Source organism: Streptomyces roseolus (genome assembly GCF_014649855.1).
GTDB lineage: Bacteria > Actinomycetota > Actinomycetes > Streptomycetales > Streptomycetaceae > Streptomyces > Streptomyces roseolus.
In genome coordinates this window covers 76708-100480 of record NZ_BMTV01000005.1, presented here as the reverse complement: position 1 = coordinate 100480, position 23773 = coordinate 76708, and the positions used below count along the sequence as shown (strand labels likewise).

Sequence of the window (23773 nt, the reverse complement as noted above, 5' to 3'; positions counted from 1 at the left end):
TCGCCGGGGCCGGCCCTCAGGGGCCGAGGACGCCGCCGACCCGCAGCGCGTGCCGCAGCGCCCGGTCGTCGGCCGCCGACAGGGCACGGGCCGCCGCCCCCAGCCGGGGCATGAGGAGGGCCGGGTCGACGGCGGCGAGCCGGGCCGCCTCCTCGGGGGTGCGGACCCGGATGAAGGCGGTGAGCAGGGCGTGGGCCTCGCGTTCGCGGGCCTCCGCGACCAGGGCGGCGACCGCCCCGGCGAGCTCCTCGACCGGCCGGCCGAGACCCTGGCGCAGCAGCTGCTCGCAGTCCTCGGCGCGGCCCGCGTCGGCGAGCGCCCCGGCGACGGCGGCGAGCCGGGCGGGCGGCAGCGAGGCGGCCTCCCAGAGCAGGGTGCCCCAGTCGGTGCCGAAGCCGGCCCGGTGCAGCTCCGCGGCGAGCGCGGGCAGCCGGCCGGGCGGCCCGCCGAGCGCCTCGCAGAGCAGCACGTGCGCCTCGCCGGTGCGACCCTGGGCCCGCAGCCGCCGGAGGGCGTACACGGCGTTGACGGCGGCGCGGGCGGCCTCCTCCGCCTCGTCCGCCCCGTCGGCGGGGACCGCTCCGGCCTCCGGGGCGTCCGACGCGGCGGTACGGGACCCGGTCCGCCCCCGGAACCGGGCGCCGCGCGGCGGCTCGCCCCCGCCGACGGGCAGGGCGGGCGCGCCGACGGCCACGGCCCCCTCGGCGGCGTCGTCCGCCTCCACCCAGGCGTACCGGGCCCCCCGCGGCCGCCGCCGCGCCACCGCGGGCGCGGAACCGTCGGACGCGGCCCGCCCGGGCGGGGCCCCGTCCCGGGCGGTGGCGCCGCGCAGGTTCACGAGGCGGGCGGCGAGGTCGGCGAGGCGGGCGGTGGCGCGGGCGTGGTCGTCGCGGGTCCAGGCGAGGTCGTGGACCAGCCGGGCCGCCTCCTCGGGGCCCGGGGCCGGGTGGGCGCCGAGGCGTCGCTCCAGCTCCTCGATCCGCGCCTCGGCGTGCCGGAGTTCGCGCTCCATCGCGTCGCGGCGGGCCGCCAGGGCCTCGGCCCCGCCGGGCGCCCGGTCGTGCGCGCCGGCGGCGGCCTCGTAGAGCTCGCGGCCCCGGCCCGGGGCCTCCCCCACGTCCCGGAGCAGGGACTCGACGACGTCCCAGGGCAGCAGTTCGGTGCCGTCGAGGCAGGCGCGCAGGCCCTCCGGGTCCCGTTCCGCGAAGACGGCCCACCAGCCGCCGACCCGCTCGGCGCGGGCGGCCAGACCGTTCAGCCAGTGGGTGAAATCGGCCATTCCGGAGGGAATGTGAGGAGCCGTCATCCGCATGCACCTGCCCCGCGCTCAGGAGAAGGGGACCTTCCGGTCCGTCGCAGGGCATTGCACCGCAGTCGTGTTACGGGACGGCTACGGACCGTTTTCCTTTCCGTGCCCCCCGGACCACATCGATCTCGTACCGGCGCGTACGGGCGGGTTCGCGCCGGCGGCTCACAGGGTGACGACGATCCCGGTGTGCGGGCGCTTGCCGAGGCGGACGAGGGTGGCCGGCCAGTCCACCAGCCAGTACTGGTAGGTGTACTTGCGGGACAGCAGGCGGCGGATGCGGCGCAGTTCCTCCCCGGTGACGAGGCGGGCGGTCCCGGCGGTCCGGGCGGCGCCCTCGGGGACGTTGCCGCGCAGGTCGCAGACGGCCAGTTCGACCCGGGGGTCCTTGCGGAGCCGCTTGACCTTCCAGGAGTCGGCGCGGGTCCACACGTACACCCGCTCCTCGTCGACGGCGTACCAGACCGGGGTGGCGACCCCGGTCCCGTCCTTCCGGTAGGTGGTGAGGCTGAGGTAGCGGCCGCGCCGCAGCTCCTCGGGGATGCGTCGGTCGTTCGTCATGACCGCGCAGCCTATGCCGGAGCGGGGACAGGGGCGCGCGTCGGGGTCTCCCGGGCGGCGCGTCCGCCGTCACGGCACCGGGCGGTCCCGCGGATACGCGGCGCGGGCGTCGCCGACCTCGGCGCCGTGGGCGCGGGCCCAGGCGCAGGCGGTGTCCAGCGGGCCGAGGAGGGAGCGGCCGAGCGGGGTGAGGGCGTACTCGACGCGCGGCGGGTTCTCCTCGTACGCGCTCCGGGTGAGGAAGCCGCTGCGCTCCATGGAGCGGAGGGTCTCGGTGAGGACCTTGGGGGTGATCCAGGGGAGGGCGGCGCGGAGTTCGCCGAAGCGGCGGGCGGCGCCGTCCTCCAGGCAGCGCAGCACCACGCCGGTCCACTTGTCGCCGACGCGGAAGGGCTGGACGGTCCCGTCGGCGCAGTCGGGGTCGTCGAACCGGACGCGGATCGGGGGCGGTTCACTCATGGGACCGACGGTAGCGGCGCCGGTTCCCTTGAAGTGACCGGGGGTCGCCGTCCTACCGTCCCGGCCATGGGAAACGAGACGGGCAAGAAGATCATCGTGTTCGGCGCGGGTGGACGGGTCGGCCGTGCGGCCGTGGCGGAGGCGGCGGGCCGGGGCCACCGGGTGACGGCGGTGGTGCGCGATCCGGCGCGTCACCCCGGCCTGGAGGCGCCGGGGGTGTCCGTCGTGCGCGGCGACGTGACGGACCCGGAGTCGGTGGCGGCGCTCGCCGCCGGGCACGACGCGGCCCTGCACGCCTCGGTCCGGCTCGACGTGCCGTCGGAGGAGTACTTCACCGCGACCGCGAAGGCGCTGCTCTCCGGGCTTCCGGCGGCCGGGGTCGGCCGGCTGCTGACCCTGGGGATCGCCACCACGCTGGAGGACGCGTCCGGCGTCCGGCTGATGGACGCGCCGGGCTTCCCGGCGGAGTGGCGGGCCTTCGCCCAGGGTCACGTGGTGGAGTTCGAGCTGCTCACGGCGGGGGCGGGGCCGGCGCTCGACTGGCTGATGGTGGTGCCGCCGCTGGACCTGGACGCGGCGGCGGAGCCCACGGGCGGGTACCGGACGGCGGTCGGCACGGTCGTCGACGGCCCCGGCCGCCTCGCGCACGCCGACCTGGCGCTCGCCCTGCTCGACGAGATCGAGACGCCCCGCCACAGCCGCGTCCCGCTCGCGGTCTCGACGTGAGGGCCGGCGGGCCAGGGCGGCGGGGCCCGGGCCGCGGAGCCGGGCGTCGAGCCTGGACCGGGCCCGGCCTGGCGCCGAGCCGGGTCCGGGCCCGGCTGCTGATCCGGGGTCAGGACCGGCCGCTGAGCCGGCTCAGGCCCTCGGCCAGCTCCTCCGGGTTCATGACCGGCGAGTAGTGGACCTTGGCGCCGAGCCTCATGAAGAAGGGCTCCGAGACGGCCGGCAGGTCGGTGGTCTCGGTGAGGTCGAAGAAGAAGTAGCCGGTGCGGCAGCCGTTCTCGACCGTGAAGAAGGCGGCCTCGGGGCGGATCCGCGCGATCGTCTCCTGCATGAGCCCGGGAATGCTGCCCTGCCTGATGGCCTCGTTGGAGGCCGCGGTGTCCATCTCGACCTTCAGCAGCATGCGCATGGCACAGCTCCGATCCCGGCCGGGCGGGGACGCCGTGCGGTACGCCCTCGGTCCACCCGGACGTACTCCCTTCCAGCGTCCTCCCCCGGCAGGGCGGCGGCCACTCGGTGACCGGGGCCGCGGGCGGGAGCCGGCGGGCGGGGCTCAGGCGGGCAACGGGGCGCTGCGGACCAGCAGGTCGTCCATCGACAGGTCGAGGACGCCGGCGAGGGCCGCGACGGTGAAGAAGGCCGGGGTGGGGGCGCGCCCGGTCTCGATCTTGCGGAGCGTCTCGGCCGAGAGGCCGGCCGCCGCCGCGATCTCCACCATCGACCGCTCGCCGCGGGCCTCGCGCAGCAGCTGCCCGAGCCGCTCGCCGCGCTCGCGCTCTTCCTGAGTGAGGGGGGTGCGCACCATGCCCCCACCATACCCGCCCTCCCCCATTTTCATACCGGTATAGTAATGGGAATGGTAGAGATCAAGACCGACGAGAACATGGACGCGATGCGCGAGGCGGGCCGCGTGGTGGCCCGGGCCCTGGCGGCCGCGCGGGAGACGGCGGCGCCCGGGGTGCCGGTCACCGAACTGGACCGGGCGGCCCGGGAGGTCCTCGCGGAGGCCGGTGCCGGCTCGCCCTTCCTGGGCTACCGGCCGGACTGGGCGCCGACGCCCTTCCCGGCCGTCGTCTGCGTCTCCGTCAACGACGCGATCGTGCACGGCGTCCCGGACGGCTCCCGGCTCGCCGACGGCGACCTGGTGTCGGTGGACTGCGGGGCGCTGCTGGGCGGCTGGGCCGGGGACGCGGCGGTGAGCTTCACCGTCGGCCGCGCCCGCGCCGAGGACACCCGGCTGATCGGGGCGGCCGAGGAGGCCCTGGCGGCCGGCATCGCGGCGGCCGTGGTCGGAAACAGGATCGGGGACGTGGCGCACGCCATCGGCCGGGTGTGCCGGAAGGCCGGGTACGGCATCCCGGACGGCTTCGGCGGGCACGGCATCGGCCGCGCGATGCACGAGGACCCGGGCGTGCCCAACGAGGGGCGGCCCGGGCGCGGGATGAGGCTGCGGCACGGCATGGTCCTGGCGATCGAGCCGATGCTCGTCGGGGGCGGCGGCGACGGGCACTACACGGCACGGGACGGCTGGACGATCCGCACCCTCGACGGCTCCCGCGCCGCCCACGCCGAGCACACCGTCGCCGTCACGGACGCGGGGCCGCGCGTGCTGACGGCGCTGTAGGGCGGAGGGGCGCCGCCGGAGGCCGTTCGCGGCCCCGTGGGGCACGGGGGACGGAGCGGAGACCGGGACGTGCCGCCCCCTGGCCCGGGCGGCGGCGCCGGCACCGCCTGCCGCCGGGCGTCACTTGTCCGGGCGGACCACCATCGCCGAGCCGCCGCCCCGGCGGACGGTCTCGGCGGCGGCGAGCCAGCGCCCGCCGGGGAGGCGCTGGACACCGGTCGCGGCGCCGATCTCCGGGTTCTGCCGGAAGCCGTGCCCTAGGGCTTCGAGCCGGGCCCTCAGGGGGCTGTTCCAGAGGGCGGGTTCGAGTTCGGTGGTCGCCTGGTTGCGCTGGCTGGCGCGCGGGGCGGCGATGGCGTCGACGAGCGGCAGGCCCCGGTCGACGACGCCGGTCAGGGTCTGCAGGACGGTGGTGACGATGGTGGCGCCGCCGGGCGAGCCGAGGGCGAGGACCGGCCGGTCGTGGCGGTCGAGGACGATCGTCGGCGAGATCGAGGAGCGGGGGCGCTTGCCGGGGCCGGGCAGGTTGGGGTCGTGGACGGCGGGGTTCGCCGGGACGAAGGAGAAGTCGGTCAGCTCGTTGTTGAGCAGGAAGCCGCGCCCGGGGACGGTGATGCCGCTGCCGCCGGTGGACTCGATGGTGAGGGTGTAGGCGACGACGTTCCCCCACCGGTCGGCGACCGTGAGGTGGGTGGTGTTCTCGCCCTCGTACGTCGTCGGGGCCGCCGTCCCGCCGGGGGCGCACGGCACCGGGTTCCGGGGGTCGCCGGGCGCGAGCGGGCTGGTGAGCGCGGCGTCGTCGCGGATCAGGCAGGCCCGGGAGTCGGCGAACCGCTGGGAGAGCAGGCCGCGGACGGGCACGGGCTCGAAGGCGGGGTCGCCCACCCAGCGGCCGCGGTCGGCGAAGGCGATCCGGCTCGCCTCGATGAAGCGGTGGAGGTAGCGCTCCTGCGGGGCGACGGAGAGGTCCGTGGTCTCCAGGATGTTGAGGGCCTCGCCGACGGTCGTGCCGCCGGACGACGACGGGGCCATGCCGTAGACGTCGAGGCCCCGGTAGGCGACCTTGGTGGGCGCCCGCCGGACGGTGCGGTACCCGGCGAGGTCCCGCTCCGTCAGGTCGCCGGAGCGGACCACGCGCGACGCGCCCTCGCGGACCGGAGGGGTGCGGACGGTCCGCACGATGTCGCGGGCGAGCGGGCCCCGGTAGAGCGCGCCGACGCCCTCCTTCGCGAGGGTGGCGTAGGTGCGGGCCAGGTCGGGGTTGCGGGCGACCGAGCCGACCTCGGGCAGCCGGCCGCCGGGCAGGAAGAGGTCGGCGGAGGCCGGGAAGTCGCGGAAGCGGGCCTCGTTGGCGGCGGTCTGGGCGCGGTAGGTGGAGTCGACGGTGAAGCCCTTGCGGGCCAGCCGCTCGGCGGGGGCGAGGAGTTCGCCCAGCGGCTTGCTGCCCCAGGCGTCGAGGGCGGTCGCCCAGGTGGCGGGGGTGCCGGGGGTGCCGACCGAGCGCCCGCTGGTCATCGCCTCCTCGAAGGGCAGCGGGGCGCCGTTCTCGGTGAACAGGCCGGTGCCGGCGGAGGCGGGGGCGGTCTCGCGGCCGTCGACGGTGGAGACCGTACGGCTCCGGGCGTCGTAGTGGACGAGGTAGCCGCCTCCGCCGATGCCGGCCGAGTAGGGCTCGGTGACGCCGAGGGCGGCGGCGACGGCGACGGCCGCGTCGACGGCGTTGCCGCCCCGGCGGAGGATCTCGATGCCGGCGGCGCTGGCGTCGGCGTCCACGCTCGCGACGGCGCCGCCGTGGCCGACGGCCACGGGCACCTTCGCCGGGGCGGCCGGTGGGGCGGGGGCGAGCGGTGGAGCGGTAGGCGGCGGGGCCGCGGCCCCCACCGAGAGCACCGTCGTGGCGGCCGCTACGACCACCCCGTACCGCACAGCGAAACGACGCATTCCTGACCTCCCGTCAATGACCGTCCACGCAGCGTAACTTCTGCCCCACCCGGACGTCAGGAGCGCCTTCCGATCCTCTCGAACGGTCACCCGACCCGCCGCTAGCATGCGCCCCTATGGACGAGGACCTGCGCAACATCGTGCTCGGCGTGCTGGCGACCGGGCTCAGCGCCTCGCTGGGCTGGCTGACCCGGACGTACGTGTGGCGTCGGCGGCTCCGCCGCAAGCAGGCGTTCTTCGGCCTGCCCTCCGGCTCCGAGTGCCTGCTCGTGGTGAACCGTATGGCCGGCAGCGAGCGCGGAGTGCACGCCACCGACGTCTCGGCGCTGCTCGAACTCTCGGCGCTGATCAAGGACTGCGGTGCGCGGCCCCGGATCGTGCAGCACGACACTGCCCGTCAGGGGCTCGGCGAGTCGGCGGAGTTCTGCATCGGTGGTCCGTACTCGAACCGGCGCATGGCGGCGCACCTGCCGAACCTGCTGCCGGGGCTCACGATGAACGTCGAGCAGGACCCGCCCGAGGACCGGGGGATGATCACCGTGGCGGGCGAGACCCGCCGACCAGAGTGGGGTGTCAGCGAGTACGTCGCCCTCGCCCGGCTCACTCTCGGCGAGGGCGGCAGGCCGGTGTTCCTGCTGTGCGGCCAGGCCGCGGTCGCCAACCAGGCCGCGGCACGGTACCTGGCCCGCCACCACGAGGCGTTGGCCGGCAAGTACGGCCCGGACGGCACCTTCGTCCTGCTCCTGAAGGTCGTCAGCTCCCAGGCGTACGGTCCCGACGTGGTCGAGCTGGTGGCCGACGTGACGCGGGCGGCGCTCAGGGCTCCCGCAGCCGCACCGGCAGCGACGTGATGCCGTTGATGAAGTTGGAGACGAGCCGCCGGGGTGGCCCGGCGAGCTCGACGCCACCGCAGGCTTCCCGCAACTCCTCGTGGAACACGCTGAGTTGAAGCCGAGCGAAGTGCGCGCCGAGGCAGACGTGCGGGCCGTCGCCGAAGGAGACGTGGGGGTTGGGGCGGCGGCCGAGGTCCAGCCGGTGCGGGTCGGGGAAGACGCGTTCGTCGTGGTTGGCGGAGCCGTGGAAGACGACGACCTTGTCGCCCTCGGCGATCCGGACCCCGGCGAGTTCGGTGGCGCGGGTGGCGGTGCGGCGGAAGGAGAGCACCGGCGGGTGGACGCGCAGGAGCTCGTCCACGGCGGTGTCCGTGCCGACCTCGCCCCGCCACAGCCTCCGCTGCTCGCCGGGGTCTCCGGCGAGGGCGAGCACTCCGCCCGGGGCGGCGGACCGCACGGTGTCGTTGCCGGCGACGGTGAGGAGGAAGAAGAACATCTCCAGTTCGGCGTCGTCGAGTTCGGTGGTGGCGAGGGCGGTCATCAGGTCGTCGGCGGGGCGGGCGCGCTTGTGGGCGGCGAGTTCCTGGGCGTACGCGAACATCTCGGCGAGCATGGCCGGTGACCGGGGGTCGACGGGCCTGCCGTCGGCGTCGAGGACGGCGGGTTCGTCGGGGTCCTGGTAGGCGATGACCCGCTCGGTCCAGGCGTGCAGCAGCCCCCGGTCACCGGCGGGCACGCCGAGCAGGTCGGTGAGGTTGAGCAGCGCGTAGTCGTCGGTGACGGTCCGGACGAGGTCGACCTCGCCGCCCGCCTCCCGGGCCGCCGTCAGCAGCTCCCGGGCCCGGGCGCGGGCGGTCGCCCCGAACCGCGCGATCCGCCCCGGCGTGAAGGCCCTGCTGACCAGCCGCCGCAGCTTGCCGTGCTCCGGCGGGTCCTGGTTGAGCATCATGCGCCGGATGAACGGCAGGTCGGCGGGGTCGGGGTCGCGGATCTGGGTGGCGCCGAGCCACGAGGAGTACGTCCCCGCGTCCTTGAGCACCCGGACGACGTCGGCGTGCCGGGTCACCGCCCAGAAGCCGGGCCCGGCCGGCCAGCCGAGCACCGCCCGCTCCTCCTGCCAGGCGACCGGCGCCCGGTCGCGCAGCTCGCGGAAGGCGTCGTGCGGCGGCCCGGCGGCGTGGACGCGGGGGTCGAAGACATCGGGGAGGTCCGTCGGCTGCTTCACGGCTCCAGCCTGGAGCAGGGGTGGGGGCGTGTCCATCACGACAGGTCGCCGCCGCTTCCCGCAGGGCGGGACGCACGGTTCGCGCGCCCTGCCCGACCCGTCGGCGGACGCCCGGAATCTCCGCCGTCCCACCTGCGGAGCCGGCCCGGCCCCGGGCCCGGGGTCGGGGGCCGGGGTCGGGGGCCGGGGTCGGGGTCGGGGTCGGGGGAGAGTCCGCCGGGCCGCCCCGAGGCGCCGCCCCAGCGCCTCCGGGCCGCGCCCCGGGGGTGTGCGGCACCACCCGGCCCCAGGACCCGGGGGCGTCCGACGGTACGGGGCCCGCGACCCGGGACGTCCGGCGCACCGGGCCTTGACTCCGGCCCCGGTCCCAGCCCGGCCCGGCCGCCCCGAGGGCCGCGCACAACCGCCCCCACCTCCCCCACCCCAATCGTTACTCGCACGTAACTTACCGACCGGTTACCACGGGTAGCACGCTCCGGTTACCGTCGGTCCACCTCGCCGACCCCCCATCGGCGACCCCCCATCGAGGAGTGGCCCGTGCGTACACCCCTGGCCCTCGCCGTCTCGGCCGCGCTGCTGGCCGGGACGGCCTTGTCGCTCTCCCCCGCCGCCCACGCCGCCGCGTCCGGCACGAGCGGGACGACGATCCGGTTCGTCGACATCGCCGGAGACGGCGGCACCGTGCTCAAGGCCAACGTCGTCACGCCCGCCGGGGCGGACGGCTCCGCCCGCTTCCCGGTCGTCGTGCTGCCCACCAGCTGGGCCATGCCCCAGATCGAGTACCTGGCGCAGGCGCAGAAGCTCGCCGACTCCGGTTACGTCGTGGTGAGTTACAACTCGCGCGGCTTCTGGCAGTCCGGCGGGGAGATCGAGACCGCCGGACCGAAGGACGTCGCCGACGCGTCGAAGGTGATCGACTGGGCGCTCGCCCACACGCCCGCCGACCCGGCCAAGGTCGGCATGGCGGGGGTGAGTTACGGCGCCGGCATCAGCCTGCTCGCCGCCGCCCACGACCCCCGGGTCAAGGCCGTCGCCGCGCTCAGCGGCTGGGCCGACCTCATCGACTCCATCTACAGCGGCCGCACCCAGCACCTCCAGGCCGCCGCCCTGCTCGGCGGAGCCGGGTACCTCACCGGCCGCCCGGGGCCCGAACTGGAGAAGGTCCTCGGCGACTTCCTCTCCTCGAACCTCGACCAGGAGGACGAGATGATCGCCTGGGGGCGGCAGCGTTCCGCCGCCACCCACCTGGACCGGATCAACGCCAACGGCACCGCGGTCATGCTCGGCAACGCCTGGGGCGACACCATCTTCCCGCCCAACCAGTACGCGAGCTTCTACGAGAAGCTCCAGGGGCCCAAGCGCCTGGAGTTCCGCCCCGGCGACCACGCCACCGCCGAGGCCACCGGCATCCTCGGACTGCCCAACGACACCTGGACCAGCGCCCACCGCTGGTTCGACCGCCACCTCAAGGGCGTCGACAACGGCGTCGACCGCGAGCAGCCGGTCCGGCTCAAGCCGCGCTCGGACGGCGGCTACGAGGGCTACGCCGACTGGAAGTCCGTGGGCGCCCACCGCGAACGCGTCGCGCTGAACGACTCCGAGCACGTCTGGGCCAACGTGAACTCCGGCGCCGACGGCGGCGTCGTGCTGCTCAGCAACCTCCTCGACCAGCTGGCGCAGACCCCGCCGACCGTCTCCGTCCCGCTGCTCCCCCGCTCCTTCGCCGCCGTCTGGCAGTCCGGGCGGTACGACTCGGGCGCGGCGGTGCGCGGCACTCCGGTGCTGCACACCACGGTCACCCCGACCGCGTCGAGCGGCACCTTCGTCGCGTACCTCTACGACGTGGGCCCGCTGGGCGTCGGGAAGCTGGTGAGCAACGCCCCGTACACCTTCCACGACAAGGCGCCGGGCCGGCCGTTCTCCGTGGACCTGGAGCTGTTCTCCACGGCCTACGACGTGCCGGCCGGCCATCGCCTCGCGGTGGTCGTCGACACCGTCGACCCGCTGTACATCGAACACAACCCGGCCGGCGCGCAGCTGACCTTCTCCTCCCCCGCTTCCGACCCCTCGTACCTGTCGGTTCCGCTGCGGAAGGAGTGATCACGGCTGCTGCCGGGCCGGTTTCAGGCCCGTGCGGGGGCCCGTACGGGGGTCACTCGCGGCCCGGCAGCGTGGTCACCGGTGCGGCGGGAGCGACGTCCACCCCCTTGGTGCGGGGGTCGCGGCGCTCCCGTCGCGCGACCCAGGTCGCGCACCAGGAGAGCAGCATGCACATGCCGATGTAGATCGGCGAGATGACGAGGACGACGGGGATGAAGGGCAGGTCGTAGTCGAGGTTGGAGGCGATCAGCTTGCCCGCGTGGAGGAACTCCTCGTAGGTGATGAGATAGCCGAGCGAGGTGTCCTTCAGCGCGACGACCAGCTGGCTGATGATGGCCGGCAGCATCGCCCGGACCGCCTGCGGGACCAGGACCCAGGTCATGACCTGGGTCTTCCTCATGCCGAGGGCGTACGCGGCCTCGCCCTGACCGCGCGGCACGGCGTGCACGCCGGTGCGGAAGACCTCGGCGAGCACCGAGCCGTTGTAGAGGGTGAGTCCGGCGACGAGCGCGGGCAGCGGATGCACCTTGAGCGCCACGAAGATGAAGAAGATCATCACGAGGACGGGCATGGCGCGGAAGAACTCCACGAGCAGGGTGGCGATCCAGCGCACCGGCCGGTGCTCGGAGAGCCGCCCGGTGGCGAGGACCGCGCCGAGCGCCAGGGAGAGCACGGCGGCGAGCGCGAAGGCCTTGAGGGTGTTGCCGAGCCCTTCGAGCAGCAGTTCCTGGATGCCCTCGTAGAGGAAGGGCCGCCACTTCACGGCGGTGAACTGCCCGGTGTCGAAGAGGAGGTAGAGGATCCAGGCGGCGAGGCCGAGGATCACGACGGTGGAGGCCAGGCCGTAGAGCAGGTGCCGGCGGCGGGCCTGCGGGCCGGGGATGTCGTAGAGGGCGCTGGCCCGCTCGGTCCCGCTCATCGGGCCACCCCCCAGCGCTTCTCCATCACGTTGAAGACCGCGCTGATGGACAGGGTGATGATCAGGTATCCGACGGCGATCCAGACGAAGGTCCAGATGATGTTGTAGCCGAGTTCGCTCAAGGTCTTGTAGGTGCCCAGGAGTTCGGTGACGCTGAAGGCGCCGGCGATGGCGGAGTTCTTGGCGAGGGCGATCAGGGTGGAGCCGATCGGCGGGATCACCGAGCGGAAGGCCTGCGGCAGGACGACCGCGCCGAGGGACTGGGTGAAGCTCATGCCGAGGCTGCGGGCCGCCTCGCCCTGGCCGACGGGGACGGTGTTGATGCCGGAGCGCAGCGCCTCGCAGATGAAGGCGGAGGTGTAGCAGCCGAGCGCGAGGACGGCGAACAGCTCGAAGGGCAGGACCAGTCCGAAGCGGGGCAGGCCCAGCATCACCGCGAAGAAGAGCAGGGTGAGCGGGGTGTTGCGGAGGATGGTGACCCAGACGGTGCCGAAGACCCGGAAGGAGCCGACGGGCGCGACCCGGAAGGCGGCCATGACGAAGCCCAGGACGAGGGCGAGCGCCGAGGCGTAGAGGGTGAGTTCGAGGGTGCCGAGGAAACCCTCGCCGTAGAGCGAGAAGTTCTCTGTCAGTACGTCCATGTCTGCACGTCCATGTCAGCGGTGGGGGTCCTCAGTCGGTCGGGTAGCGGTCGATGGGCGGCGGCGTCGGGGCCGGTACGCCGGAGAGGCCGAGGGTCGCGTCGTACGCCTTCTTCCAGTCGCCGTTCTTCTCGTGCGCGGCGATGGCGTCGTCGAGGGCGAGGCGGAGCGCGGTGTCGCCGCGCGGCACGCCGATCCCGTACGGCTCCTTCGAGAACGGCTTCCCGGCGAGCGCGAGTTCGTCGGGGACCTTGGCGGCGTAGCCCATGAGGATGGTGTCGTCGGTGGTGACGGCGTCGACCTGGTAGGTGAGGAGGTTGTCGACGCAGATGGAGTACGTGTCGTAGGCGACGAGTTCGGCCTTCGGGTACTCCCGCTGGATCCGCTGGTAGGGGGTGGAGCCGGCGGCCGAGCAGACGCGCTTGCCGTCGAGGTCCTGCGGCCCGTGGATGGAGTCCTCGTCGGCGCGGACGAGGAGGGACTGGCCGGCCTCGTAGTAGGGGCCGGCGAAGCCGACGAGCTGCTTGCGCTTGTCGTTGATGGTGTAGGTGCCGACGTAGTAGTCGATCTGGCCGTTCTGCAGGGCGGTCTCGCGGTTGGCGGAGGCGATGGTGCGGTATTCGACGCCGGTCGCCGGGTCGAAGCCGAGGGAGGCGGCCATCATCTTGGCGATCTCGATGTCGAAGCCGGAGTAGCGGCCGGTGGCGGGGTCCTTCTCGCCGAGGTACGGCTGGTCCTCCTTGGCGCCGACGATCAGCCGTCCGCGGGTGCGCGCCCGGTTCCAGGTGGAGGAGTCCGGCAGCCGGAAGCCGGACGCGATCCGGTAGGAGGGGAGCTGGTCGGGCTGCGGGCCCTTCACGGGCGGGCTGCCGGGCCGGCCGCAGCCGGCCAGCAGGGAGCCCGTGGTGGCGAGCAGCAGGGCGAGGGCGAAGGCGCCCGGGCGTCGGTGCGTGCGCTGCATGGTTCCCACCCCGGTCAGTGCGAGAGGATCTTGGAGAGGAAGTCCTTGGCGCGCTCGCTGCGCGGGGCGGTGAAGAACTCCTCGGGGGCGCGGTCCTCCAGGATCCGTCCGTCGGCCATGAAGACGACGCGGTGGGCGGCGGAGCGGGCGAAGCCCATCTCGTGGGTGACGACGACCATGGTCATGCCGTCCCGCGCCAACTGCCGCATGACGTCCAGGACCTCGTTGATCATCTCCGGGTCGAGGGCGGAGGTCGGCTCGTCGAAGAGGAGCGCCTTGGGGTCCATGGCGAGGGCCCGGGCGATGGCGACCCGCTGCTGCTGGCCGCCGGAGAGCTGGGCCGGGTACTTCTCGGCGTGGGCGGCGAGGCCGACGCGGTCGAGGAGTTCGCGGGAGCGGCGGTCGGCCTCCTCCCGCTTCCGCCCGCGGACCTTGATCTGTGCCAGGGAGACGTTGGCGAGGACGGTCTTGTGGGCGAAGAGGTTGAAGGACTGGAAGACCATGCCGACCTCGGCGCGCAGCCGGGCGAGGTCCTTGCCCTCCTCCGGGAGGGGGCGGCCGTCGATGCGGATCTCGCCGGACTCGATGGACTCCAGGCGGTTCATCGCCCGGCAGAGGGTGGACTTGCCGGAGCCCGAGGGGCCGATGACGACGACGACCTCGCCGCGGCCGACGGTGAGGTCGATGCCCTGGAGGACGTGCAACGTGCCGTAGTGCTTGTTGACGCCACGCAGTTCGATCAGCGGATCGACGGTCATGCGCTGCCCTGCCCCATTCCTCAGCGGTGTGCCGATGCGGTGTGTCGATGCGGTGTGTCGAGACAGCGCAAACTATCCGCCGGGAAAAGGGACTTCACGCCCCGACACGCACGAAAGGGGCAATCGGGGATTAGCCGTATTTACGTCACCGCTCGGCGGCTTCGGCGTACACCTGGGAGAGCTCGGGCGCGCCCGTCATCGCCCACTCCAGGCCGTACGCCACGACGGGGACCTCGCGCCCGGACTCCAGGACGACGACCGGACCTCCGTTCGGCCACACCTGCCAGCGGGCCCCCGGCACGGTCCGCACGATGACGGTGCCGAGGTAGAGCCCCGCGTCGTTGCCGAACCACGGCAGCTCCTCGGGGTCGTCGCGCCAGCGCGGCGGGAGCTGGTCCAGCGCCTCGAGCGAGCGCGGGGTGTCGTCGAGCTCGACGCCCGCCGCCTCCACCCGGGCGCGGAGCAGCTCGCACTCGGCGAGCAGCTCCGCCACGCCCTCGGGGTCCCGGTCGTAGGCCGCGACCAGCGGGGACGGCTCGGGCTCCTGCCGCTTGCGCCAGTGGTCGAGAAACGGGATGTTCATCGGAACAGCGTCGCACCGTCACCTGCCGGACCACCACCCGGCGCGCGGAGATCGCCGGGACCGCCCCGGCGGGGCGGCCCGGCTCAGAGGTCGAGGTCGACGACGACCGGCGCGTGGTCGGAGGCGCCCTTGCCCTTGCGCTCCTCGCGGTCCACGTAGCTGTCCTTCACGGCCTCGGCGAAGGGCTTGTTGCCGTACACCAGGTCGATGCGCATGCCGTTGTTCTTGGGGAAGGCGAGCTGGCGGTAGTCCCAGTACGTGTACGGGTGGTCGTACTTGAGGGGGCGCGGGACGACGTCGGCGAGGCCGGCCTCGCGCAGGCCGGCGAGGGCCGCGCGCTCGGGCTCGGTGACGTGGGTGGCGCCCTCGAAGAGGGAGACGTCCCAGACGTCGGCGTCGGTCGGCGCGATGTTGTAGTCGCCGAGCACGGCGAAGGGGCGTCCGCCGGCCGCGTCCTCGGCGACGGCCGCCTTCAGCGCCTCCAGCCAGCGCAGCTTGTACGCGTAGTGCTCGTGGGAGATCTCCCGGCCGTTCGGCACGTAGACCGACCAGAGGCGGACCGGGCCGCAGGTGGCGGAGACGGCGCGGGGCTCCTGGACGCCGTCGTACTCGGGACCGCCGGGCAGGCCGGTGACCACGTCCTCGAAGCCGACGCGGGAGAGCAGGGCCACGCCGTTCCACCTGCCGGTGGCGTTGACCACCGCGTCGTAGCCCCGTTCCTTCAGCGCCTCGGTGGGGAACTGCTCGGCGCTGCACTTGGTCTCCTGGATGCACAGCACGTCGGTGCCGCTGCTCTCCAGCCAGGCCAGCAGCCGGGGCAGCCGGGCGGTGATCGAATTGACGTTCCAGGTGGCGATGCGCATGGGGCCCACCCTACTGGCGGGCACCGACAACGGCCCGGAGCCGGCTCAGAGCCCGACGGAGGCGCCGGACGCGAGCCGCTGGTGGTCGGTGCCGCCGAGCGCCCCGATCTGCCGGTCGTAGATCGGCCGGGCCAGGTCGGTGAGGAGCGCGTCGTGGATGTCGTACGCCCGGCGCGGCTTCACCTCGCGGACGTAGTCGATCACCTCGGAGATCTTGTTCCACGGCGCCATCACCGGCAGCAGCAGGGTGTCCACCGGGCGGCCGGGGACGGTGAGGGCGTCGCCGGGGTGGAAGACGGCGCCGTCGACGAGGAAGCCCACGTTGGTGACGCGCGGGATGTCGGGGTGGATGACGGCGTGCAGCTCGCCGTGGGCCTCGACGTCGAAGCCGGCGGCGGTGAAGGTGTCGCCGTCGCCGACGGTGTGGACGCGACCGGGGTAGGCGGCGGCCAGCTGCCCGGCCACGCTGCGCAGGGTCCAGAGCTCGGTGGCCGGGTGCGCGTCCAGGGCGGCGCGCAGCCGGCCCTCGTCGAAGTGGTCCGGGTGCTCGTGGGTGACGAGGAGGGCGTCCGCGCCGAGCACGGCGTCCTCCTCGGTGAACGACCCGGGGTCGAGGACGAGCGTCCGCCCGTCCTTCTCCAGCCGGACGCAGGCGTGGGACTTCTTCGTCAGCTTCACGGCCACACCCTACGCCGGGCGCGCGGGCCCGGCCCGGGGTGCCGGACGGTCCCTACGCCGGCGGCGTGGTCTCCTCGGTGATGACGCGGCCGACGGTGGCGAGGGCGGTCTCGGCGGCGGGGAGGCCGCAGTAGACGGCGGTGTGGAGCACGATCTCGCGGATCTCGGCGGGCGAGAGGCCGTTGCGGAGGGCGGCGCGGGTGTGGTCGGCGAGCGCCTCGCGGTGTCCGCCGGCGACCAGCGCCGTCAGGGTGACGACGCTGCGGGTGCGCCGGTCGAGGCCCTCCCTGGCCCAGACCTCGCCCCAGGCGTAGCGGGTGACGAGCTCCTGGAAGTCGGCGGCGTCCTCGTCGGCGAGCGCCCGGTCGACGTGGGCGTCGCCGAGGATCTCGCGGCGCAGCCCGAGCCCCTTCTCGTACGGGTCGGGCCGGCCGGCCGGGGCCTCCTCGCCCTCCTCGGGGGCCTCCGGGGCGGGCGCGGGTTCGGCCGGGGCGGTGGTGGCGGGGACGGGCGGCGGTACGGCGAGGGTGCCGCTGGTGTCGTGGGAGATCGCCGCGAAGTGCTCCAGGAGCAGGTCGGTGACGGCGGCCGGCTGTTCGACGGGGGCGAGGTGGGAGGCGCCCGGGACGACGGCGAGCTTGGCGTCGGCGATGCCGGCGACGAGGGTGCGGGCCTCGGCGGGGCCGGTGACCCGGTCCTCGGCACCGACGAGGACGAGCGCGGGCACCCCGATGCTGCCGAGGGCGGCCCGGACGTCGAAGACGGCGAGGGCCTCGCAGGCGGCGACGTAGCAGGCGGCGTCGGTGGTCCGCACCATCTGGACGGCCCAGTCGACGATGGCGGGCTGGTTGGCGGCGAAGTGCGGGGTGAACCACTGCTCGGGCGCGGTGCGGGCCATCGGCTCCAGGCCGTTGGTGCGGACCACGACCCCGCGCTGGCGGAACTCGTCGGCGGTGCCGAAGCGGGGCGCGGTGGCGACCAGGGCCAGCGAGGCGACCCGGTGCGGGGCGCGCAGGGCGAGGTCGAGGCCGACGGCACCGCCGAGGGAGCAGCCGGCGTAGCCGAAGCGCTGGACGCCGAGGGTGTCGAGGGTGGCGAGCAGCCGGTCGCCGAGCTCCGCGACGGAGGTGAAGGGCTGGGCGGGCGCGCCGCCGTGTCCGGGGAGGTCGAAGCGGACCACCCGGCGGTCCCGGATCAGCTCCGGGACCTGGCGGTCCCACATGTGGAAGGTGGTGCCCAACGAGGGGCCCAGGACCAGGACGGGCGCGTCCTCGGGCCCGTCGACGCGGTATTGCAGGGTGTTCGTCGGTGTCTCGCTCACTCGCCCGACCCTCTCATCCCGCCGGATCCGGCACGCCGCCGGGGCGGGAATTCCCCGGAGCCCCGGGGAGGATCAGCGGCCGCGGCGGACCCGGGCGGCCTTGCGGGCCTCGGCCAGCTTCCGCTCCTCCGCCGAGCGGCGGGACTCGTTCTTCGCGCGGCCGGGCTTGCCGGGGACGGTGCCGATGCCGCGGAACTGCGCGCCTCCCCGCTTGGGGCCCTCGGTGCTGGGGGCGCTGCCCGCGACGGGGACGCCGGAGGGGGCCCTGGCGCCGGTGAGGCGGCTGAGCTCGGCCTCGCCGGAGCGGACCTGGGTGACCCGGGGCCGCAGTCCGGCGTCCGCCATGAGGCGCAGGACGTCCTTGCGCTGGTCGGACAGGACGAGGGTGACCACGGTGCCGGAGCCGCCGGCGCGGGCCGTGCGGCCGCCGCGGTGGAGGTAGTCCTTGTGGTCGGCGGGCGGGTCGACGTTCACGACGAGGTCGATCTCGTCGACGTGGATGCCGCGCGCGGCCACGTCGGTGGCCACGAGGACGGTCACCTCGCCGGTGCGGAAGCGCTCCAGGGTGCGGGTGCGCAGCGGCTGCGACTTGTCGCCGTGCAGGGCGGCGGCCCGGACGCCGCTGCCGCGCAGGTGGGCGGTGAAGCGGTCGACGGACGCCTTGGTGGCGAGGAACATGATCGTGCGGCCGTCGCGGGCGGCGATCTCGGTGGCGGTGGCGAACTTGTCGGGGCCGTGCACCTGGAGGACCAGGTGGTCCATGGTGGTGACGGCGGCGGTCGACGGGTCGGCGGAGTGGACGACCGGGTCGTGCAGGTAGCGCTCGACGAGGAGGTCGACGTTCCGGTCGAGGGTGGCGGAGAACAGCAGCCGCTGGCCCCCTTCGCGCACCAGGTCGAGGAGGGCGGTGACCTGGTCGGTGAAGCCCAGGTCGGCCATCCGGTCGGCCTCGTCGAGGACGGCGATCTCGACCCGGTCGAGCCGGGCGTCCTTGCGCTCCACGAGGTCGAGGAGGCGGCCGGGGGTGGCGATCACGACCTCGGCGCCGTCGCGCAGCGCGGTCGCCTGCCGTCCGATGGACATGCCGCCGACGACGGTGGCGAGGCGCAGCCCCAGCGCGGCCGCGTACGGGGCGAGCGCGTCGGTGACCTGCTGGGCCAGCTCGCGGGTGGGCACGAGGACCAGCGCCCGGGGCTTGCGGGCCTCGGCCCGGCGGCCGGCGAGGCGCACCAGGAGCGGCAGCCCGAAGGCGAGGGTCTTGCCGGAGCCGGTCCGGCCGCGACCGAGGACGTCGCGCCCGGCGAGGGCGTTCGGCAGGGTCGCGGCCTGGATCGGGAAGGGGGTGACGACGCCCTGGGCGGTGAGCAGCTCCCGTACCGCGGGGGGCAGCCCGAGCGCGTCGAAGGAGTCGACGGCGGGGAGCGCCGGGGTGCTGCCGGCGTGCTGCGTGAAGTCGTCCTCGGCGGCGGGACGGGGGGAGCTGTTCATGGGGTCCATTGTGACCCGTCGCGGGGCGGGCCCGGTCAGGGGCTGGTGGTGGAGACGGCGAAGACGCGGGGGAACGCCGGGTCCGTGAGGTCGACGGTGATGTCGGTGGACGGGCGGGGGTCCTCGCGGTCGACGGTGGTGCCCGACCAGCTCAGGCCGTCGGGGAAGGTCCAGCCGACGATGTCGGCGTCCCGGTCGGAGACGGTGATCCGGCCCGGGGTGAGCGCGGAGCGGCCGGTGCCGGACTCGGCGAGGAAGGCGTCGAGTCCGGTCGCCGTGGTGGTGAACTGCACGTACAGCCGGCTGGTCCTCCAGTTGCTGGTCTCGTAGTAGGCGACGCCGGAGGCGCCGGACGGGACGGGGACCTCGAAGACGCGGCGCTTCATCAGCGAGGGCCAGTTGTCCTGGAGCCCGACGACGGAGGACTCGCGCTCTTTGTCGAGGCCGCTCTCCCGGCTCTGCCCGGCGGAGATCACCAGGTAGCCGGCGGGGATGCCGACGAGCAGCACGATGATGACCGCCGTCAGCCAGCGGCGGCGCAGCATCCGCCCCCGGTCCTCCGGCAGCCGCGGCCGGTCGTGGCGCTCCTCGGGGAGCCGCTCCTCGGGCGGGCTCGCGGGCTGCTGGTGGACGGTCATGAGCCGGGGTCCTCGGGGGTGCGGGGGGTGCGCCCGTGGGTGCCGGCGCGGAAGGCCTGCGCGTACCGCTCGTACCGCTCGTAGCGCTCCACCCGGCGCCGGTTGGCGCGGCGGAAGCGGCGGGCGACGAGGCGGGCGAGGTCGGCGGCGCCGACCATGCCGGCCTCGGGGCCGAGCTGGGCGCGGGTGATCCGGGCCTCGGGGCGGTAGCCGCGGCCGGTGAGGTGGCGGCGGAAGGCCTCCCGCGCGGGGCCGATGAGCAGGTCGTCGGCGGCGGAGACGCCGCCGCCGATGACGAAGCAGGAGGGGTCGAGGGCGGCGGCGAGGTTGGCGATGCCGACGCCGAGCCACTGCCCGATGTCCTGGAACAGCTCGACGCACATGGCGTCGCCCTCGCGGGCGAGCTCGGTGATGAGGGGGCCGGTGATGTCGGGGACGCTGCCCTTGACCCGCTCGATGATGTTGTACGCCACCGGGGAGTCGGCGGCGGCCAGCTCGCGGGCCTCGCGGACCAGGGCGTTGCCGGAGCTGTACTGCTCCCAGCAGCCGCGGTTGCCGCAGGGGCAGCGGTGGCCGCCGGGCACGACCTGCATGTGGCCGAACTCGCCGGCGACGCCGAACTTGCCCCGCTTGACCTTGCCGTCCTCCAGGATGGCGCCGCCGATCCCCGTACCGAGGGTGATCATGACGAGGTGGTCCTCGCCGCGGCCCGCGCCGAAGCGCCATTCGGCCCAGGCGGCGGTGTTGGCGTCGTTGTCCACCATGACGGGGACGGCGAGCCGGTCCTGGAGGGCGTCCCTGAGGGGTTCGTTGCGCCAGGCCAGGTGGGGGGCGAAGAGGACGCGGGCCCGGTCGGCGTCGACCCAGCCGGCCGCGCCGATGCCGACGGCGTGCACGTCGTGCCGGTCGGAGAGGTCCAGGACCAGCTCGACGATGGTGTCCTCGACGACCTTGGGGCTCTTGGACTTGTCGGGGGTCTCGGTGCGGATCTTCTCCAGGATGGTGCCGTCGGCGTCGACGACGCCCGCCATCACCTTGGTCCCGCCGATGTCGATGCCCACCGTCGGCACCCGGGGCGCCGACAGGTGGGAGCGCCGCTCGCGGGTCCCCACGGTCCGCAGGACACCGCCCCGGGCGGCGGGATCACGGTAGGTACTCATCGGGTCGATTCTGCCAGGAGGGACGTCGGGTCCGTGTGACGAAAGGCCGGGGCGGGTCACGGTCCGGCGGGCCGCTCCAGCTCGTGGCGGAGGTCGTCGAGTTCGCTGCCGCCCGCCATCTGGCGGGTCAACTCGTCGAGCGTCACCGAGTCCTTGGTGTGGCTCGCGGCCGTGACGCCGCGCTTGAGCAGCACGAAGCGGTCGCCGACGAGGTAGGCGTGGTGGGGGTTGTGGGTGATGAGGACCACGCCGAGGCCCTGGTCGCGGGCGGCGGCGACGTACTTGAGGACGACGCCGGACTGCTTGACGCCGAGGGCGGCGGTCGGCTCGTCGAGGACGAGGACCCTGGCGCCGAAGTGGACCGCGCGGGCGATGGCCACGCACTGGCGCTCGCCGCCGGAGAGGGTGCCGATCGGCTGGTCGACGTCGCGCAGGTCGATGCCCATGCGGAGCAGCGCCTCGCGGGTGGTGGTCCGCATCGTCTCGACGTCGAGCCGCTTGAAGGGGCCCTTGCCCTTCGTGGGCTCGGAGCCGAGGAAGAAGTTCCGCCAGACGGGCATCAGCGGGACGACGGCGAGGTCCTGGTAGACGGTGGCGATGCCCCGGTCGAGGGCGTCGCGCGGGCTGGCGAGGGCGACCTCCTCGCCCTCGATGCGGAAGGTGCCGGCGTCGTGCCGGTGGAGCCCGGCGACGATCTTGATGAGGGTGGACTTCCCGGCGCCGTTGTCGCCGAGGACGCAGGTGATCTCGCCGGCCGAGACCTCCAGGGAGACCCCTTCGAGGGCGCGGACGTTGCCGTAGTACTTGGAGACGTCGTCGAGCTCCACCAGCGGGGTCGTCGTCGGTGCCGTCACTTGGTGGCCTCCACGCGCTTGCGGATCCAGGCGTTCAGGAGCGTGGCGAGGAGCAGCATCGCGCCCAGGAAGAACTTGAACCAGTCGGGGTTCCACTCGGCGTAGACGATGCCCTTGCTGGTCATGCCGAAGATGAGGGCGCCGACGGCGGAGCCGATGGCCGAGCCGTAGCCGCCGGTGATCAGACAGCCGCCGATGACGGCCGCGATGATGTAGATCAGCTCGTTGCCGACGCCTTCGCCGGACTGGACGACGTCGAAGGAGAAGAGCAGGTGCTGGCCGGCGATCCAGGCGCCGAAGGCGACGCCCAGGTAGAGGCCGATCTTGGTCCGGTGGACCGGGACGCCGACCGCGCGGGCCGCTTCGGCGCCGCCGCCGACCGCGAAGATCCAGTTGCCGAAGCGGGTGCGGAGCAGGATCCAGGTGGCGACCGCCACCAGGCCGAGCCACCACAGGATGGTGACCTTCAGCTCCACGCTCCCGACGGTGAGGGTCGAGGCGAAGACGGAGCGGGCGGAGGGGAAGCCCTCCATGTCGGCGATCGACTTGGTGGAGACGGTGCCGGCGATCAGCTTGGTGAGGCCCAGGTTCAGGCCCGTGAGCATGAGGAAGGTGCCGAGCGTGATGATGAAGCTGGGCAGTCTCGTGCGGGTCAGCATGAAGCCGTTGAAGGCGCCGACGGCCAGGGTGACGACCAGCGAGACGCCGACGCCGACCCAGACGTTCGCGGTCATCTGGTAGCTGAACATCGAGGAGACCAGCGCGGAGCTGGTGACCAGGACGCCGGCGGAGAGGTCGAACTCGCCGCCGATCATCAGCAGGGCGACCGGCACGGCCATGATGCCGAGGGTCGAGGCCGCGTACAGGACGGTGCCGAGGCTGGAGGGCCGCAGGAAGCTGTCGGCGGCGACCGCGAAGAAGACGAAGACGGCGACGGCGCCGACGACCGAGCCCAGCTCGGGGCGGGCGAGGAGCTTCTTCAGCGGGGTGGTGCGCAGCAGGCGTTCGTCGACGTGGTCGAGGCCTTCGCCCGGTGCGGACGGGGGCGCGGTGGCGCTCATCGGGTCCCCCGCTCCGCGTACCGCTTCAGCTCCCCGGCCTGGTCCTTGGTGACGATCTGCGGTCCGGTGAGGACGGGCTCGCCGCCGCCGAGGACGTCGGCGTTGTAGCGGTACAGCCAGAGCAGGTCGACGGCCTCGTAGCCCTGGAGGTAGGGCTGCTGGTCGACGGCGAAGCCGAGGGTGCCGGCCTCCAGGCCGGCGGCGACCTTGGCGTTGAGGTCGAAGGTGTCGATCTCGGCCTTGCTGCCGGCGCTCCTCGCGGCCTGGACGGCGGCGTCGGCGAAGGGGGCGCCGAGGGTGACGACGGCGTCGACGTCCTTGTCGGACTGGAGCTTGGCCTCGATGGACGCCTTCACGTCGGGCATGTTGGTGCCGTCGACGTAGAGGTCGACCAGCTCGCCGTCGAAGGTCTCCTTCGCGCCGGCACAGCGCTGCTCGTGGCCGACGTTGCCCTGTTCGTGCAGGACGCAGAGGGCCTTCTTCCTCCCCCGCTCGCTCAGTTCCTCGCCGACGGCCCGGCCGGCGACGGTCTCGTCCTGGCCGATGTGGGTGAGGGCGCCGAAGGCCTTGGACTGCTCGGCGCCGGAGTTCACGGTGATCACCGGGATGCCGGCCTTGACGGCCTTCTCCACGGAGGCCTTCATGGCGTCGGGCTTGGCGAGGGTGACGATCAGCCCGTCGACGCCCTTGGCGACGTACGAGTCGATCAGCTGCGCCTGCTGCTGCGCCTCGGCGTCGTGGGCGTACAGGAAGTTGACGTTGTCCTTGGCGGCGGCCTGCTCGGCGCCGTTCTGGACGATGTCCCAGAAGGTGTCCCCGTCGCCCGAGTGGGTCACCATCGCGAAGGTCCAGCGAGGGGTGTCCACGGCCGCCCGGCCCTGGGCCGCGGCCGCCTTGCGGGCGTCCTCCGCCCGCTTGCCGCCCGTGCTGCTGCACCCGGCGAGCGCTCCCGTGAGCGCGAGTGCGAGCACGGCGCCGATCGCGGCGCGTACCCCTCCTGTCCGAAGCCTGGTCACGAGGCCGTGCCCTCCTTTGTGTCCTTCTGCGTGCATTGCAGTATCGGTCATGCGGGT

General features: G+C 74.0%; 25 protein-coding genes. 4 read left to right on the top strand and 21 right to left on the bottom strand.

The window, feature by feature from the left end:
* Positions 1–16 precede the first annotated feature (16 nt).
* From IE245_RS07560 to IE245_RS07550, 3 genes are all read right to left on the bottom strand, one after another.
* Positions 17–1279, bottom strand: coding sequence for a UL36 very large tegument protein (locus IE245_RS07560; RefSeq protein ID WP_229851129.1), 1263 nt, complete (start codon positions 1277–1279; stop codon positions 17–19).
* Positions 1280–1471: 192 nt separating this feature from the next.
* Positions 1472–1867: a PPOX class F420-dependent oxidoreductase gene (locus tag IE245_RS07555; RefSeq protein ID WP_189945967.1), complete on the bottom strand. Its 396-nt coding sequence runs from the start codon at positions 1865–1867 to the stop codon at positions 1472–1474.
* 69 nt (positions 1868–1936) lie between these two features.
* Positions 1937–2326 carry a winged helix-turn-helix transcriptional regulator gene (locus IE245_RS07550; RefSeq protein ID WP_189945966.1) on the bottom strand — a complete coding sequence of 130 codons (390 nt, stop codon included), beginning with the start codon at positions 2324–2326 and terminating at the stop codon, positions 1937–1939.
* A gap of 66 nt (positions 2327–2392) precedes the next feature.
* On the opposite strand from IE245_RS07550, the gene IE245_RS07545 reads away from it, so the two are divergent.
* A complete protein-coding gene (locus IE245_RS07545; protein ID WP_189945965.1) occupies positions 2393–3052 on the top strand; it encodes an NAD(P)-dependent oxidoreductase in 660 nt (219 codons plus the stop codon).
* Between the two features lie 109 nt (positions 3053–3161).
* Here the strand turns inward: IE245_RS07545 and IE245_RS07540 are convergent, their stop codons facing one another.
* Together IE245_RS07540 and IE245_RS07535 are read right to left on the bottom strand one after the other, a co-directional pair.
* On the bottom strand, positions 3162–3461 hold the full coding sequence (locus tag IE245_RS07540) for a hypothetical protein (RefSeq protein ID WP_189945964.1): 300 nt from the start codon (positions 3459–3461) through the stop codon (positions 3162–3164).
* A 144-nt stretch (positions 3462–3605) separates the two neighbouring features.
* A complete protein-coding gene (locus tag IE245_RS07535; protein WP_189945963.1) occupies positions 3606–3857 on the bottom strand; it encodes a helix-turn-helix domain-containing protein in 252 nt (83 codons plus the stop codon).
* 51 nt (positions 3858–3908) lie between these two features.
* Here IE245_RS07535 and map point away from each other — a divergent pair, with 51 nt between their 5' ends.
* A complete protein-coding gene (map, locus tag IE245_RS07530; RefSeq protein WP_189945962.1) occupies positions 3909–4676 on the top strand; it encodes a type I methionyl aminopeptidase in 768 nt (255 codons plus the stop codon).
* A 120-nt stretch (positions 4677–4796) separates the two neighbouring features.
* Here the strand turns inward: map and ggt are convergent, their stop codons facing one another.
* Positions 4797–6617 (bottom strand): gamma-glutamyltransferase, encoded by a 1821-nt coding sequence (gene ggt, locus IE245_RS07525; RefSeq protein WP_189945961.1) that lies wholly within the window; start codon positions 6615–6617, stop codon positions 4797–4799.
* A 116-nt stretch (positions 6618–6733) separates the two neighbouring features.
* Between ggt and IE245_RS07520 the strand changes: the two genes are divergently transcribed.
* Positions 6734–7468 (top strand): hypothetical protein, encoded by a 735-nt coding sequence (locus IE245_RS07520; protein ID WP_189945960.1) that lies wholly within the window; start codon positions 6734–6736, stop codon positions 7466–7468.
* Here the strand turns inward: IE245_RS07520 and IE245_RS07515 are convergent.
* Positions 7434–8711 (bottom strand): cytochrome P450, encoded by a 1278-nt coding sequence (locus IE245_RS07515; protein WP_189945959.1) that lies wholly within the window; start codon positions 8709–8711, stop codon positions 7434–7436. The two genes, IE245_RS07520 and IE245_RS07515, sit on opposite strands and share 35 nt — an antisense overlap.
* Positions 8712–9212: 501 nt before the next feature.
* On the opposite strand from IE245_RS07515, the gene IE245_RS07510 reads away from it, so the two are divergent.
* Positions 9213–10775, top strand: coding sequence for a CocE/NonD family hydrolase (locus IE245_RS07510; RefSeq protein ID WP_189945958.1), 1563 nt, complete (start codon positions 9213–9215; stop codon positions 10773–10775).
* Between the two features lie 52 nt (positions 10776–10827).
* Here the strand turns inward: IE245_RS07510 and IE245_RS07505 are convergent, their stop codons facing one another.
* The 14 genes from IE245_RS07505 to IE245_RS07440 all read right to left on the bottom strand — a co-directional run bounded on the left by IE245_RS07505 (position 10828) and on the right by IE245_RS07440 (position 23716).
* On the bottom strand, positions 10828–11694 hold the full coding sequence (locus IE245_RS07505) for an amino acid ABC transporter permease (protein WP_189945957.1): 867 nt from the start codon (positions 11692–11694) through the stop codon (positions 10828–10830).
* Complete coding sequence (locus IE245_RS07500) at positions 11691–12335, bottom strand: amino acid ABC transporter permease (RefSeq protein WP_189945956.1); 645 nt, start codon at positions 12333–12335, stop codon at positions 11691–11693. Before IE245_RS07500 ends, IE245_RS07505 begins: the two co-directional genes overlap by 4 nt.
* A gap of 31 nt (positions 12336–12366) precedes the next feature.
* On the bottom strand, positions 12367–13296 hold the full coding sequence (locus IE245_RS07495; RefSeq protein ID WP_189945955.1) for a glutamate ABC transporter substrate-binding protein: 930 nt from the start codon (positions 13294–13296) through the stop codon (positions 12367–12369).
* A gap of 14 nt (positions 13297–13310) precedes the next feature.
* Positions 13311–14054 (bottom strand): amino acid ABC transporter ATP-binding protein, encoded by a 744-nt coding sequence (locus IE245_RS07490; protein WP_189945954.1) that lies wholly within the window; start codon positions 14052–14054, stop codon positions 13311–13313.
* Between the two features lie 145 nt (positions 14055–14199).
* The gene (locus IE245_RS07485) at positions 14200–14637 is read right to left on the bottom strand and encodes a DUF6278 family protein (RefSeq protein WP_189945953.1); all 438 of its coding nucleotides are present in this window, start codon (positions 14635–14637) and stop codon (positions 14200–14202) included.
* Positions 14638–14720: 83 nt separating this feature from the next.
* Positions 14721–15500, bottom strand: coding sequence for an exodeoxyribonuclease III (locus IE245_RS07480; protein ID WP_189945952.1), 780 nt, complete (start codon positions 15498–15500; stop codon positions 14721–14723).
* 45 nt (positions 15501–15545) lie between these two features.
* Entirely contained in the window at positions 15546–16178 is a 633-nt protein-coding gene (locus IE245_RS07475; protein WP_189945951.1) for an MBL fold metallo-hydrolase, read from the bottom strand.
* A 52-nt stretch (positions 16179–16230) separates the two neighbouring features.
* Positions 16231–17499, bottom strand: a complete 1269-nt coding sequence (gene pcaDC / locus IE245_RS07470; protein ID WP_189945950.1) for a bifunctional 3-oxoadipate enol-lactonase/4-carboxymuconolactone decarboxylase PcaDC — start codon at positions 17497–17499, stop codon at positions 16231–16233.
* A gap of 72 nt (positions 17500–17571) precedes the next feature.
* Positions 17572–18987, bottom strand: a complete 1416-nt coding sequence (locus IE245_RS07465; RefSeq protein ID WP_189945949.1) for a DEAD/DEAH box helicase — start codon at positions 18985–18987, stop codon at positions 17572–17574.
* Between the two features lie 35 nt (positions 18988–19022).
* Positions 19023–19625, bottom strand: coding sequence for a hypothetical protein (locus IE245_RS07460; protein WP_189945948.1), 603 nt, complete (start codon positions 19623–19625; stop codon positions 19023–19025).
* On the bottom strand, positions 19622–20785 hold the full coding sequence (locus IE245_RS07455) for an ROK family glucokinase (protein WP_189945947.1): 1164 nt from the start codon (positions 20783–20785) through the stop codon (positions 19622–19624). Before IE245_RS07455 ends, IE245_RS07460 begins: the two co-directional genes overlap by 4 nt.
* A 56-nt stretch (positions 20786–20841) precedes the next feature.
* Positions 20842–21639, bottom strand: a complete 798-nt coding sequence (locus IE245_RS07450) for an ATP-binding cassette domain-containing protein (protein WP_189945946.1) — start codon at positions 21637–21639, stop codon at positions 20842–20844.
* A complete protein-coding gene (locus tag IE245_RS07445) occupies positions 21636–22700 on the bottom strand; it encodes an ABC transporter permease (protein WP_189945945.1) in 1065 nt (354 codons plus the stop codon). The genes IE245_RS07450 and IE245_RS07445 overlap by 4 nt, the downstream gene beginning before the upstream one ends.
* Complete coding sequence (locus tag IE245_RS07440) at positions 22697–23716, bottom strand: sugar ABC transporter substrate-binding protein (RefSeq protein ID WP_189945944.1); 1020 nt, start codon at positions 23714–23716, stop codon at positions 22697–22699. The genes IE245_RS07445 and IE245_RS07440 overlap by 4 nt, the downstream gene beginning before the upstream one ends.
* Positions 23717–23773 lie beyond the last annotated feature (57 nt).